At 59.8% G+C, this 13,040-nt stretch carries 11 protein-coding genes and 6 pseudogenes; 4 read left to right on the plus strand and 13 right to left on the minus strand.

All coding sequences use genetic code 11. The annotated features are described in order from the left end of the window. Positions 1 to 70: 70 nt before the first annotated feature. The 6 genes and pseudogenes from NLY42_RS01660 to NLY42_RS01680 all read right to left on the minus strand — a co-directional run. Positions 71 to 1,102, minus strand: coding sequence for an ABC transporter ATP-binding protein (locus NLY42_RS01660; protein ID WP_023756016.1), 1,032 nt, complete (start codon positions 1,100 to 1,102; stop codon positions 71 to 73). Then, positions 1,099 to 2,106: an ABC transporter ATP-binding protein gene (locus NLY42_RS01665; RefSeq protein ID WP_023756565.1), complete on the minus strand. Its 1,008-nt coding sequence runs from the start codon at positions 2,104 to 2,106 to the stop codon at positions 1,099 to 1,101. The genes NLY42_RS01660 and NLY42_RS01665 overlap by 4 nt, the downstream gene beginning before the upstream one ends. Position 2,107: 1 nt before the next feature. Then, entirely contained in the window at positions 2,108 to 2,989 is an 882-nt protein-coding gene (locus tag NLY42_RS01670) for an ABC transporter permease (protein WP_023756018.1), read from the minus strand. A 2-nt stretch (positions 2,990 to 2,991) separates the two neighbouring features. Continuing rightward, positions 2,992 to 3,933: an ABC transporter permease gene (locus NLY42_RS01675; protein ID WP_031244954.1), complete on the minus strand. Its 942-nt coding sequence runs from the start codon at positions 3,931 to 3,933 to the stop codon at positions 2,992 to 2,994. A gap of 357 nt (positions 3,934 to 4,290) precedes the next feature. Continuing rightward, positions 4,291 to 4,432: pseudogene (locus tag NLY42_RS31945) on the minus strand (D-amino acid dehydrogenase); the annotation flags it as partial. Between the two features lie 283 nt (positions 4,433 to 4,715). Next, a pseudogene (locus NLY42_RS01680) lies at positions 4,716 to 5,090 on the minus strand (transposase); the annotation flags it as partial. A 14-nt stretch (positions 5,091 to 5,104) separates the two neighbouring features. Between NLY42_RS01680 and NLY42_RS01685 the strand changes: the two are divergent. After that, positions 5,105 to 5,641: pseudogene (locus NLY42_RS01685) on the plus strand (transposase family protein); the annotation flags it as partial. Positions 5,642 to 5,735: 94 nt separating this feature from the next. On the opposite strand, the pseudogene NLY42_RS01690 reads toward NLY42_RS01685, so the two are convergent. From NLY42_RS01690 to NLY42_RS01700, 3 genes and pseudogenes are all read right to left on the minus strand, one after another. Further along, positions 5,736 to 6,901: pseudogene (locus tag NLY42_RS01690) on the minus strand (glycine C-acetyltransferase). A 450-nt stretch (positions 6,902 to 7,351) separates the two neighbouring features. Then, entirely contained in the window at positions 7,352 to 8,311 is a 960-nt protein-coding gene (locus NLY42_RS01695) for an aminotransferase class IV (RefSeq protein WP_023756025.1), read from the minus strand. A 193-nt stretch (positions 8,312 to 8,504) separates the two neighbouring features. Further along, a complete protein-coding gene (locus tag NLY42_RS01700; protein ID WP_031244950.1) occupies positions 8,505 to 8,957 on the minus strand; it encodes an Lrp/AsnC family transcriptional regulator in 453 nt (150 codons plus the stop codon). Positions 8,958 to 9,120: 163 nt separating this feature from the next. Between NLY42_RS01700 and NLY42_RS01705 the strand changes: the two are divergent. Next, positions 9,121 to 9,815 (plus strand): annotated as a pseudogene (locus tag NLY42_RS01705) (transposase); the annotation flags it as partial. Between the two features lie 87 nt (positions 9,816 to 9,902). Beyond that, positions 9,903 to 10,055 carry a hypothetical protein gene (locus tag NLY42_RS01710; protein ID WP_023756563.1) on the plus strand — a complete coding sequence of 51 codons (153 nt, stop codon included), beginning with the start codon at positions 9,903 to 9,905 and terminating at the stop codon, positions 10,053 to 10,055. Between the two features lie 431 nt (positions 10,056 to 10,486). Here the strand turns inward: NLY42_RS01710 and NLY42_RS01715 are convergent, their stop codons facing one another. Then, entirely contained in the window at positions 10,487 to 11,602 is a 1,116-nt protein-coding gene (locus NLY42_RS01715) for an IS110 family RNA-guided transposase (RefSeq protein WP_031244948.1), read from the minus strand. A 205-nt stretch (positions 11,603 to 11,807) separates the two neighbouring features. Between NLY42_RS01715 and NLY42_RS01720 the strand changes: the two genes are divergently transcribed. Beyond that, positions 11,808 to 11,996 carry a hypothetical protein gene (locus tag NLY42_RS01720; protein ID WP_023756031.1) on the plus strand — a complete coding sequence of 63 codons (189 nt, stop codon included), beginning with the start codon at positions 11,808 to 11,810 and terminating at the stop codon, positions 11,994 to 11,996. Here the strand turns inward: NLY42_RS01720 and NLY42_RS01725 are convergent. The 3 genes and pseudogenes from NLY42_RS01725 to NLY42_RS01735 all read right to left on the minus strand — a co-directional run. Beyond that, positions 11,993 to 12,401: pseudogene (locus NLY42_RS01725) on the minus strand (IS5 family transposase); the annotation flags it as partial. The gene NLY42_RS01720 and the pseudogene NLY42_RS01725 sit on opposite strands and share 4 nt — an antisense overlap. Further along, a complete protein-coding gene (locus NLY42_RS01730) occupies positions 12,338 to 12,556 on the minus strand; it encodes a hypothetical protein (protein ID WP_198022229.1) in 219 nt (72 codons plus the stop codon). The pseudogene NLY42_RS01725 and the gene NLY42_RS01730, both read right to left, overlap by 64 nt. Positions 12,557 to 12,645: 89 nt before the next feature. Next, positions 12,646 to 12,957, minus strand: a complete 312-nt coding sequence (locus tag NLY42_RS01735) for an aminotransferase class III-fold pyridoxal phosphate-dependent enzyme (protein ID WP_156933849.1) — start codon at positions 12,955 to 12,957, stop codon at positions 12,646 to 12,648. Between the last annotated feature and the right edge of the window lie 83 nt (positions 12,958 to 13,040).

Raw genomic sequence — 13,040 nt, forward strand, 5'->3', positions numbered from 1 at the left:
ATTTCCTATCTGTCTCGGGTGCTCATATTGCTGTCGCTGTGCTTGCGCTTTCCGATACCTCATGACCGGATCATGTTGTTTGAGCAAGCGAAGAACTGCCCGCCGCAGCTCGCTGCACTGGGATCTCTGTGGCCGGAGCGCGCACATGACAGGCCACGATGCGCCCGTCTGCCATCTGCACCAAAGGCGGGACTTCGATGCGGCACCGCTCGACTGCGAGCGGGCAACGCGGGTGGAACGCGCACCCACTCGGCGGATTGATGGGGCTCGGCACCTCGCCCTCAACGGGCGCCTCCAGCCGAACCCGCGTCGGATCCGGCACTGGTGCCGCCGCGATCAGCGCCTCGGCGTAAGGGTGTACTGGTTTGGCGAACAGCGCATCGCATGGCGCGAGCTCCACGATCCGCCCCAAATACATGACCGCAACGCGATGGCCGATATGCTCTACGACACCAAGGTCATGCGAGATGAAGATGAAGGCGATACCCATCTGCTGCTGGAGATCCAGAAGCAGATTCAAGATCTGCGCTTGCACGGACACGTCAAGGGCTGACACCGCTTCGTCGGCGATGATGAGCGAGGGAGTGAGCGACAGGGCGCGTGCAATGCCGAGCCGCTGGCGCTGACCGCCCGACAATTCGGATGGGAGCCTGTGCATCATGTCCGGCGACATTCCGACCTTTCGGAGAAGGTCTGCGGCGAGTGCCTGACGCTCCCTTCGGCTGAGACGCTCGAAATTCTCGACGGGTTCGGTGATGATTTGCCCAGCGGTGAGGCGCGGGTTCAGCGACGAGTAAGGATCCTGAAACACCATCTGCATCCGGCGGCGCCAGGCGTGAAGCGCGTCCTTTTTGAGGCCCGCAATGTCGGTCCCGTCGATCAGCACGCGACCACCCGTCGGCTCGACGAGCCGCATCAGGAGGCGCGCGACGGTGGACTTGCCGCAGCCGGATTCCCCGACGATGCAAAGCGTCTCGCCCGCCTCGAGGGAAAAGGACACATCCTCCACCGCCCGGATCATCGGAATGCATTTCTTGAAGAGTCCTGAGCCAAGCGGGTAATACTTGGTCAGATTCTCGACTTTCAGCAGAGGACCACTCATGCGCCCATCACCTCTTCGGCGCGCCAGCAAGCCGCGGCGTGGCTCGAGCCCACATCACGCAGGGCGGGCGTCTTCTTGCGGCAAATGTCGATCGCGAACGGGCAGCGAGGCGCAAAGCTGCAGCCCACTATGGGCTCGCGCAGGCTTGGCACGATGCCGGGAATTTCCGGAAGGCGGCGCTGTCGGCCGCGCCGCCGATCCGGCACCGATCGCATGAGGCCCTGAGTGTAGGGATGCGCCGGTCGCGCAAACAAATCTATGACGTTCGCTTGTTCCACAATCCGGCCTGCATACATCACGATCACGCGTTGGCATGTCTCGGCTACAACGCCCAGATCATGTGTGATGAACATCACGGCCGTTCCAGTGCGCTCTTTCAGATCGACAATGAGCCGCAGGATCTGCGCCTGGATAGTGACGTCGAGGGCCGTCGTCGGCTCGTCGGCGATCAACAGCTCCGGTGAGCAGGCAAGAGCCATGGCGATCATGGCGCGCTGGCGCATCCCGCCGGACATTTCGTGAGGATAGTTGCTGACGCGCCGTTCAGGGTCCGCGATGCGCACGAGACGGAGCATCTCTTCAGCCTTTGCCATGGCCACCGAGCGGGACGCCTTCGTGTGGATCTGCACCGCCTCGGCGATCTGGTGGCCGACCGTATAGACCGGATTCAAGCTCGTCATCGGCTCCTGGAAGACCATGGCGATCTGGTCACCGCGGATCTTTCGCATCTCCCGATCGGACAGATCAAGCAGATCGCGTCCGTGAAAGCGCACCTCGCCGCCGATGGTCCTGGCGGTCAGCTTCGGCAGCAGGCGAAGAATGGAGAGGGCGGTGACGCTCTTTCCGCATCCGGATTCACCGACGACGCCGAGCGTTTCGCCCTTCTTCACCTGGAAGCTGATGCCGCCCAGGGCGCGGGTGACGCTCTCTTCCCCGTAAAAGTGCGTCTCGAGATCGCGAACGTCGAGAAGCACATCGTTCCCTGCGGTTTTATGCATCTGCATGTCAGCGCCTCCGCTTCGCGCGGGGATCGAACAGGTCGCGTAGGCCATCCCCAAACAGGTTGACGGCAAGGACGGTGACTGCAAGGCAAATACCGGGGGCGAAGATCGTCATTGGAGCGATAGCGAGATACAGCCGAGAGCTTGAAATCATGTTGCCCCAGCTCGAAATCTCGGGCGGCACGCCCACACCCAGGAAGCTCAGCCCGGCCTCTGTCAGAATCGCATCTGCGCAGACTATGGCGCTCTGCACCATAAGTCCCGGAATGGTGCTCGGGAGGATATGCCTCCACAGGACTTTCGGCAGGCGCGCGCCGCCGCAGAGCGCGGCCTCCACATAAGGACGCTCCCGAACAGTCAGAACCACCGAACGAACCAGCCGCGTGACGCTCGGCATCTGGGGGATCGTGATGGCGACGATGAGGATACCGATCCCGGGGCCCGTCAGAGAAATAAGGGCGATGGCTAGCAGAATCGTCGGGATCGACATAAGGCCATCCATGAAGCGCATTGCGATATTATCGAAGCCGCGGTTGTAGCCGGCGATGACACCGATCAGAAGACCGCCCAAAGCCGCGCCCGCCGCCGACGTCAATCCGACTATTAGCGAAATCCGGGCGCCGAACACCGTTCGTGCAAACACGTCACGGCCCAGATTGTCGCTCCCGAACCACATGTCAGCTGAGGGCGGCTGAAGGCGTTTGAATGGATCCATGTTCGATGGATCGCCGGCGTAAAGTGGGGCAGCGAGCGCCAGAATGATCAACAGCGCCAAGAGGCCGCCGCCTACAAGGACGAGCGGATGCCGACGTGCCAGACGGGGAAGATCAGATATTCCCAGGCGGCCCATGGGGACGTATTCGACTGGTGCTGAGAGGAGCTTCATAATCAGTACCGGATGCGGGGGTCGACAAGGGTGTAGGAAAGATCGACCGCGAGATTGATAAGGACGTACAGACCCGAAACCAGGATAAGCACACCTTGAATGATTGGATAGTCGCGGTTGTTGATTGCATCGACCACCAAACGACCGACACCAGGTATGTTGAACACCGTTTCCGTGATGACGACACCGCCAATTAGACCGGCGAAACTTATGCCGATCACCGTTAGGATCGGGACACCCGCATTCTTCAAAGCATGATGGAAAAGCACGGCATAGGGCGACGCGCCCTTGGCCGCGGCGGTTCGCATATAGTCTTCCGACAGTACGTCCAGCATGCTCGCCCGCGCGATCCGGGCGATGAAAGCAATGTAGGGGACGCTCAAAGTCACGGTCGGCAGGATCAGGTGCACAAGCCATGGTCCGAAGCCGTGGTCAATCGGCTGGTATCCTTGAACCGGTAGCCAATGTGTTGTGATAGCAAACAAGTATATGAGAATGAAGCCAACGACAAATACCGGGACAGAAAAACCAAGGGTCGCAAAAGCCGTCAGGAAGCGATCAACAAGACCGCCAGCTCGCCATGCCGCAATGATGCCAAAGGAGACTCCTATGATGATTGAAAGGGTCATCGTCCAGATCGAAAGGGAAATGGTAGGCTCCAGCCGCTGCGAGATCAGCTCAAGAACAGGCCGCCCCGTGAAAATTGAGGTCCCGAGATCGCCACCGAGGATGCTGAGCGCCCAATGCACGAACTGAACGGGCAGCGGCTGATTGAGACCTAACTGTTCGCGAATGCCGGCGATCATATCTGGCGTGGCCCTAGGGCCGGCGATGATGTCGGCCGGATCGCCGGGCGCGAGCCTGAGAAGCAGGAAGACGAAGATGCCGACCATCGCCATGACCGTGACGGTCGAGACCATTCGGCGAAGTATGTAGGCAGCCATTGGGCCCTTAGACCTTCTGCATGATGAGGTCGCGTCCAGAGATTCTCAAGTTCCGCACCCCTCTCGTATTCGCGACGCGGTCAATCGGCACCTATTAGTTCGGTCGGCACCGCGAGAGAGGCTTTCGATCTCGAAGTGACTCAGACGTCCCGTTCTCCCCACGAATGACTTTGTCGGGAGACGCCATTTTCGAAACGATAGCACCTACAGAGGTAGGTTTGAGCCAAAATGCGGTCAATTGCTGAACTGCTACCCCCAGAAAGCGACCTTATTTGATACGCCTCAGCCTTTTTCCGGGCGCACGCCGCAACCGGATCGCATACGCATGGGCCGTTTCCCTAGGCGCAGGGTCCGTTAGGGAGCGTCGCGTTTGATCATCCCACTTGATCCCGTTGAGAATCGTCGACCAGCGGTTCCAGACTTCAGCGTTGCTTGCCGATAGCTGTCCGTCATTGGCAAACGATGTTTCCATCGCAGCATGCCGATGACGATCTAAGAGTCCTGTCTGATTGGGGTCGTTTTAGTCAAGATGCTCCTGCACTTTTTTCTGAACCGTTCGGGGGGTCACTCGCTTCTCTTCGCGCTCAGCGCTTGGGCCGCCGCATGATGGGGTCAGGAGAGCGAGGCGTCTCAATCTGGTTCACGACCTTGCTGCGCTTGGGCCGGCAGGTTCGGGACTCTCAACGAGATCGCCTCCCCCATCGTCCCCAAGGAACGATCCCGGCATCGCCCTTTCGGGCGAAGCTTTGTTTCGTGTTGCTTGCTCCTCGATCTGTCTCAGTTCACGCGGCCAGGTAAACAGGCTCCTTTCCAAAGCGGAACTCGGTCGCGTCGGCCCACATGCGATGCAGAATGATGGCCAGTTTGCGGGCGACCGCAACCCGGGCTCGTGCCATGCCGCGCCGCCTGGCGATGTTCATGCCCCATGCTTTGAGGCTCGACCACTTCTTCGATCGCACCAGCAGTGTGTGGGCCGCCTCATAAAGCGCGGTGCGTGCAAGTTCGTCGCATCGGGCTGACCCTTCCGTGGACGTCGGTTTGGCCGGACTGGTAGCGTGCCGGCGTCAGTCCCAGATGCGCCCCACCGCCTGCGACGAGCCGAACCGCTCAGGCCGGTCGATCGTGGCCCGGAAGGCGAGCGCGGTGATCGTCCCGACGGGGCTGGAGAGCGCGCCGGGCGGAGAACCCTTACTTCCAGTATCTGACCGGCGAGACGTTCTTTTGCTATACGCTGGCGTTTGACCGCTCCTCGATGACGGGTTGGCGCAGCCGTATGGGCAAGGAGCGGATCGTGGCGCTGTTGCAGGAGAGCCTCAGCCTTGCGGTCAAGACCGGGGCGATGAACCCGGCCGACACGCGCCAGGTCATCGTCGACCCGACCGTGCAGCCGAAGAACGTCATGTTCCCGACCGACGCCAAGCTCATCCACCGGGCGCGCGAACGGCTGGTGCGGCTGGCCAAGAGGAAGGGGCTCCATTTACGACGCCAGAGCTATGTGCGGGCCGGCAAGCTGGCGCTGATCAGCCATCAGCGCTATGCCCACGCCAAGCAGTTCAAGCGGGCGAACAAGGCGCTGCGCAGGCTCAAGACCTATCTCGGCCGGACCATTCGCGACATCGGTCGCCAGATCGCCGGCGATGCGGGGCTGGACGCGCTCTTCAAATGGCCGCTCTACCAGGCGGCCACCGTTCTCCAGCAACGCCAGCGAGCCAACCTTCCGTTGCACAGATCGGCCCGGACTTGACGCCAGGGGCTCATCATGACTTCCTCGCAGAGAACGACGAAGGCGTCCGTTATGTTGGTTATCGGAAGACTCCCAATTCTCTGCCCACCTCAGTGAAGGCCTCAACGGCACGGTCAACATCCGTACTGGAATGCGCGGCAGACATCTGCGTGCGGACACGCGCCTGTCCCTTTGGCACGACGGGGAAGGAGAACCCGGCCACATAGATGCCGAGCTGGAGCATCCTCTCGGCCATCTGCTGCGCGAGGCTCGCGTCGCCCAATAACAAAGGGATGATCGGATGGTTCGCGCCAGCCAGGATGAAGCCTGCCTTCGACATCTTCGAGCGGAAGCGGTCGGCATTGGCATAGAGCATTTCGCGCAGCGCATCGCCTTGTTCTAACAGATCGAACACCTTCAGCGACGCCCCTGCAATGGCAGGCATCAGCGTATTGGAGAACAATACGGCCGGGAGCGCTGGCGAAGCCAGTCGATGACCTCGCGCTTGCCTGCTTGTAACCGCCCGAGGCGCCGCCGAGCGCCTTGCCGAGCGTGCCGGTGATGATGTCCACCCTGCCCTCGACGCCGCAATGCTCCGCCGAGCCGCGTCCATGCTTGCCGACGAAGCCGACCGCATGACTGTCGTCGACCATGACCATGGCGCCATATTGTTCCGCCAGGTCGCAAACCCCGCCGAGATTGGCAATGATGCCGTCCATAGAAAATCCGCCATCGGTTGCGATCAATTTGAAGCGGCTGCCCCTCGGCCTTCTTCCACTGTTTTTCCAGCACTTCCATCGGAAGCGCCTGGCCTTTGAAAGCCTTACGCCGTCAATGATCGAGCGCATCGGAAAATAATGGCGTCTTCCTCGCCGAGCAGCGTCTCGAACAAACCAGCGTTGGCGTCGAGACAGGATGAATAAAGGATCGCATCTTCCATCTTTAGGAATGAGGAGATGCGCCTCTCGACTTGCGTGTGCACTTCCTGAGTGCCGCACATAAAGCGGACCGACGCCATACCATATCCATACCGATCGAGCGCGTCCTTAGCCGCCTTCCTTAGACATTCATTGTCAGCGAGACCGAGATAGTTGTTGGCGCAGAAATTCAGTGCCCTGCTGCCATCTGCGAGTTCGATCTCGGACGACTGCGTCGACGCGATGACGCGCTCGGATTTGTAGAACCCCCCGGATTTAAACGGCCAGCCAGTTCCGCAGACAAATAGGCAATGAATTCGTTGATCATCGGCAACTCCGCAGGAATGGCATAAAGTACGTCCAACACAAGGCCAAGACATCAGCGCGGTTTGGACGGTGATCATCGAGTGGTAGCGGCTGTCGATTCGCTCAACCCGCGCGCCACGACGCAAACGACGTAGCAGCTCCGGGCCCATCATATTCCACAGGGATTGTGACGCCGAGCAAACGGCTTACCAATTCGCGGATGTACTCCCACGGAGCGCGGCCCGACCTCGGCGACGCAGAAATTTGCCGCCCCATCGCGGTTCTCGATCGTCTTCCGACTGCAGGTCTCCCGGTAGCAGGAGACGTCGGCCTGCATCGAGCGGGCTTCTTAATACAGTGCGGCGCCGTGAGGAAGCGAGCCTGCTCGATTTTCGGGAGCTTGCGTGACCACAGCTCATCGCCATCGTCGCGAAGCTGCTCGCAAAGACGCTGTCGCATGGCTCATTTTCGATCACGGATAGATGACAGCAGTCGACCATGCCGGATCATCGTGCTTTCGCCAGTAGAGATCCATCAGCCGGCGAGTGACGGATCCGACCTGCCCATTAGAGATCGCGGCGTCGTCGATGCGCGTGACGGGCATAATGCCGCCGGCAGTCGAGGTGATGAAAACCTCGTCAGCCCCTTTGATCTCAGCACGACTAATATCAGCAGCCGTGGCCGACAATCCAATCTCGGCGCAAAGCTCGAACACAGTCTGGCGCGTGATGCCCGGCAACACCCCAAAAGCGGGAGTCCTCAAGGATCCGTCCTTTACAACGAACACATTGAAGCCGGGCCCTTCCGCGATGTGCCCGTTCGTATTCATGAGCAGCGCTGTCTCCGCTCCGCTGTCGTAGGCATCGAACAGGCCCTTCACGAGATCAAGCCAATGATAATTCTTGATCAACGGATCGACGGATTTAGGCGGGATACGGACGGTCTCGCTGATCGCGACATGTAAGCCTCTTTCCAACTGCTCCTTGCTGGCGATCGATCCAAAGGTAACAGCAAACGCGATGAAGCGGTTCTCCGCCTGGCGGGGATCGCGGCTGAATGTCGGCGACGAACCGCGCGTGCAGATCATCTCCACGTACGCCGATCTGTGCCCCGACAAAGCGACGCAATTTGTCAGGATCGCCGCTATTTTCTCCCGATCGTAGGGCAGCTTCATTCGCAGCCGTTCCACGCTCCCAAAGAAGCGGTCAAGATGCAAATCCAACCGGAAGAACCTGCCATTCCAGACGTGCACAGTGTCGTAAGTGGCGTCCGAGTGCAGGAAACCCCAATCGAGCACGGAGATTTTGGCCTCGGACATCGGCAGGTATTGCCCATCCATAAAAGCGGCCCCGTGCGGATAGCGCCGTTCATCGACGTAATGCTCGTTCACAGCTGAAAGAACAGGCAAGATCTGTGTCATCGGGGTCGCCATTCTTTTTCCTATCGGGACGGTTACTTTGCCTGCGTCAAACGATCGGGCAACTCACACCGTCGTCGCGCAGGATCGACTGCACCCTCTACGTCGCACAGTTGCATAGGCGAAAAAGCTCAATCTGATGCTGGACGCGCAATGACGGTTTCAAAACGTAGCCCGGAGTGATGGCTCCAGCGCAGCGCGTCCAAGTCTACACCGTTACCCGGGGCTCGAACTTGACACGATCAAGCGCGATCATGCTCTGAAATTTTCGGACATTGGCATTGGTATAAAGCTTTGTCTTGACGAAGACGTCAAAGCCTTCGACGTCCTCAACAGCCACGATCAGCACAAAGTCGGCGTTGCCGGTAACCATGTAGCACTGGGTAACCTCTTTGGCCGCGCGCATCGCGCGCTTGAAATCGTCGACGAGGTCAAGACGCTCACGGTCCAACTCAACCGTGACAACGACGGTGAGTGATTTGCCGACAGCTTTCGGATCTACCAGCGATATGTCCGCAATGATCACGCGATCAGAACGCAGCTTGTTCACTCGACGCATGCATGACGCTGCCGAGGAACCGACCAATTCCGCCATTTCTGCAAAGGAGAGCCGGTTGTTCTTTTGTAGAGCCGCAAGAATCCTTCGATCTAGGTCATCCATGGAACAATGTCCGTGATTGCAACTTTAACAATCGCCAAAAGTGACGCTAAATTCATTGCATTTTTTTCTACAAAATGAAACAATCAGACCAAATTTCGCCCCGCCGACTGCAAGAATCAGCCGCTGCTACCAAAGACCCATCCAGAGAGTCCGTCTTTGGACCGTGAAGAAGCTCCTTTCCACGGATCACTTCTCGGTCGACGGAACGCTGATCGCGGCCTAGGTGTCGATGAAGAGCCTAAGCCGAAGGACGGTTCGGGCGAAGAGCTGGGGAATGACTCAGGCGAGCCGCCGGCTCAGGGCGGTGGGGCGCAACGGAGCGGACTTCCACGGCCAGAAACGGTCGAGCGAGACGCATGCTTCGACCACCGACCCCCAGGCTCTACCGTAAGGGGCGGGGCAAGGAGGCCAAGCTCTGCTTCATGGGGCACGGGCTGATGGAGAACCGCTATGGCCTGCTGGTCGAAGCCTGCCTGACGCTGGCCGACGGACATACCGAACGAGTGGCCGTACTGGACATGATCGAACCGCGTGCCGACCGGCCGCGGGCGATCACGCTTGCGCCGACAAGGCCTATGACGCGGAGGACTTCATCAATGAGTTGCGTTCGATGAGGGTGACGCCGCAGAAAACGAACGGGCGCCGTTCAGCGATCGACTGGCGCACGACGCGGCACGGCGGCTATGCCGTCGGCCAGCGCGTCAGAAAGCGCATCGAAGAGGCGTTCGGCTGGATCAAGACCGTCGCCGGGCAGGAGAAGACCAAGTTGCGCGGACGCGACCGCGTCGGATGGACCTTAACCTTCGCTGCCGCCGCCTATATCTGGTGCGGCTGCCGAAGCTCCTGGCGGTGCCGGCATGGCCGCCCGCGGGCTGCCAACGGGCCGCTGGCGGATCATCGAAGCCGATCTGGGATCGCCGCTACCTGAACCTCAGCGGCCCCGCTATGATCACCATCGGCGGCGACAACAACGGCGAAATCGCCTTTGGCGCCCTGCAAGCCGGCCTTGATCTCAGCTACAGCCCCTCAATAGTTCATTTCACATGGGGCGGATGTGACGAGATGGACGAAGTCACCTCGCCTCGCTCAGTTCGATGACGACGACGATCATGTTATCCTGTTCGAGAGCAGTAACGGACCGGCTTGCGTCAAAAGACGGCCACATGGGGCGCCTCCTTCGGAAGAGTTGGTTCTAACGATGCCGAAAGATGCCACACCCTCGCCGCTCACCCATGGTGGGTTTTTGCAAAGCGATTGGCCCGTCGAATTTGATCGGCGGCAGAGGCATTAGTACGACGGATATGCGGTGCAGGAGGCAGGACTTAAACGTCGGTCAACAATCTCTCATCCGCGGGTCGAGCCGCATGACCTTGTTTCGTTTGGGGCTTCCTCTGTCTAGATGGCGAGCATCAAAGGCTCATAGTGGACACGAGGGCTCCCCGGCATTGTCCTGCCCCCAGCGCCGCATAACGCGCCGAGGCTGATGTGGTGTTTGCGATCTCCTCTGCTGGCTGTCTGTCAAGTCATGGTCACGCCGTCCTTGGCGCTGATTGAACCGTGCAGGCGATCGACCAGATGAAGCCCACCATCTCGCGTGCGATGGCGATATTTACGACGTTGGCGTTCTTGCCGCGCGCGCTCAGCCGACGGTATCGGGCACAGAGTCGAACCTGCGCTTTCCACCCGATGTCGCGAATGATTTTTGGCAGCGCCTCGATCCGGTCGACCTTGTGACGGCCGATGCGCGGCTTCATTCGGTATGCCCAGGCGCCTTCGACCAGCGCACGCCGGGCATGGCTGTTACCGGTTTTTGTAATGCCGGTATGTCGGATCGTCTCACCGCTTGATTGCTCGCCTGGCACGAGACCAAAATAGGCCATCAGCTGGCGTGGATTCGAGAAGCGTGTGAAGTCGCCGACTTCCGCGACCAACACCACCGCATTGATCAGTGCGATCCCCCGCATCGCCTGCAACGCGTCAACAACTGAGCGCAGATTCCATTCGGGAAGAAGGCAGGATATCTGTTCCTCGACCCGCTGCAGGCGCCGTTCCGCATCCATGACGGCATCGACATAGTCCTGAAATGCGATCTGCTGAGCGGGGTGTTGAAAGGCCAGGGTCGACAGCCATCGCCGGTAAGCCATTCGCCACGCCGTCCCTTGCCCATGCTTGCGGCCGTGACGCAGCAGAAAGCCTTGAAGATGTTGACGCGTACGCGTCACGATCTGTCGCACGACGCTGCGCAGCCGGATCAGATCGCGCATGGCTTCGTGATCGGCGTCAGGCACCCAAACCGACGTCAACTCTCCAGCGCGATGAAGACGGGCCAGCATGGTGGCGTCGCGACGATCTGTCTTTACCCGATCACCAGGCTTCATCGGAATCAGCGACGGCGCCACTACGTCGCACCGATGGCCGAGGCTTGTGAGTTGTCGATAAACGCCATAACCACAGGGTCCGGCCTCATAACAAAACGCCAGCGGCCTGCCGGGACGCCCGAGACGGTCGCACAACTTGCTAATCGCACCAGGATCATTGGCAATCTCGCCAAGGTATTCGACCACCCCAGAACGTCCGCTCTCCGCTACGGCAATTGAGATCCGTTCTTTGTGAATATCCAAGCCAACAAATCGGGTATGTTCCATAAGGCCCGTCTCCTATGCATGAGGCTCTGTACCGGTCACCCGGCTTAACCCTCGTACCGTTGCATATCGGATGACGGGCCACCCTCAGGCCCAGCAATCATAGGGACTAATCGTATTCGCGGGCTCTCGCATTCCGGGCGGCAGTTCGCCAACCTTACAATGTCGATAATCAGTCGGCGCCGCAACGCGAGGAAGGAGAACTGCTATGACGAAGTCTGCGGCCCTCGATGTCTCGATGGAACAGACCGCCATCTGCGTGTTCGATGAGAATGGTAAGAAGATCGCGGGAGGGAAGTTCCCACCGATCTGCGCTATTGCCGACTGGCTGGCCGGGAAGGCTGAGGGGCTTGTTAGGACCGGCATGGAAACCGGCTCGCTGGCTGTCTGGCCTTAGGCCGTAGACTCATAAGCGCGAAGCCACAGTCGCATTGAGGCGAGTTGGATCATGGCGAGGAAGTTGGCTGCCAGTTTGTCATACCGTGTAGCGACACGGCGGAAATGTTTCAGCTTGGAGAAGAAGCGCTCGATCAGGTTTCGCTCGCGATAGAGGCGCTTGCTGAAGCAAGGTTTCCACTTCCGGTTCCGCTTGGCGGGAATGTTGGGCGTCGACCCGCCTGCTGGATCAACTCCCGGATACGGTCGGCATCGTAGGCCTTGTCGGCCAGGACGATACTGCGCGGGCCGAGATGGTCGAGCATCGATCGGCGATCTGCCCATCGTGCGTTTGTCCCGCCGTCAGGCCGAGCCGGATCGGGAGTCCTTGTGCGTCGACGACGACGTGGATTTTGGTCGTGAGGCCATCATCTCGATTACTTGCCACAAGCGGCGGCACTCGCGCTTGATCTCGTTTTTCAGGCAGGGCGGCAGATCCCGCCCGTCAGCCGTGCGCAGCGTCTCGAGCTGCTCACGCCAGTCCCGTCTGGCTGGCTTGAAGTCGCGGATGCCTTGGGTCATCAAAAGCCCCTTGATGCGGCTCGCTTTCCGCAGGTAAGCGACCGTGATGGGGTTCGATCAGGAGTGGTCGGAACTGGGCCCGGCGCCATTCATTGCCACCAGCAGCAAGCGCTCCCAGAGGTATTGCCATGGTAACCTTGATGGAGCGCGATGATATGCCGGCGGCGACCTTCCCCCTTCTCGACGAAATACTGGCGCATCATCTTCAGCGTAGCATCGCTTCCGACCCCCAGCTGACGAGATAGGCGTAATCGATCCATCCGGCAAGTCGGCGACCTGGCGACCAGCAAGCTGCTCGGCGATTTCCGTGGTGAAGAATGCCGTATGATTTTGTCGAGTTGAGCGTGCAGCGCCGCGAGCACCTCCGGATGACTGCCCAATACATGACACAGCGGCTCCACCGGAGGCGTCGATGTATCCTAGGCCGTCGGCGTCAAATAGTTCGATACTCCGCCCGCCCACTACGCTTCTCGCCCCATATTAA

The organism is Mesorhizobium sp. C372A (assembly GCF_030323245.1).
Taxonomy (GTDB): Bacteria; Pseudomonadota; Alphaproteobacteria; order Rhizobiales; family Rhizobiaceae; genus Mesorhizobium.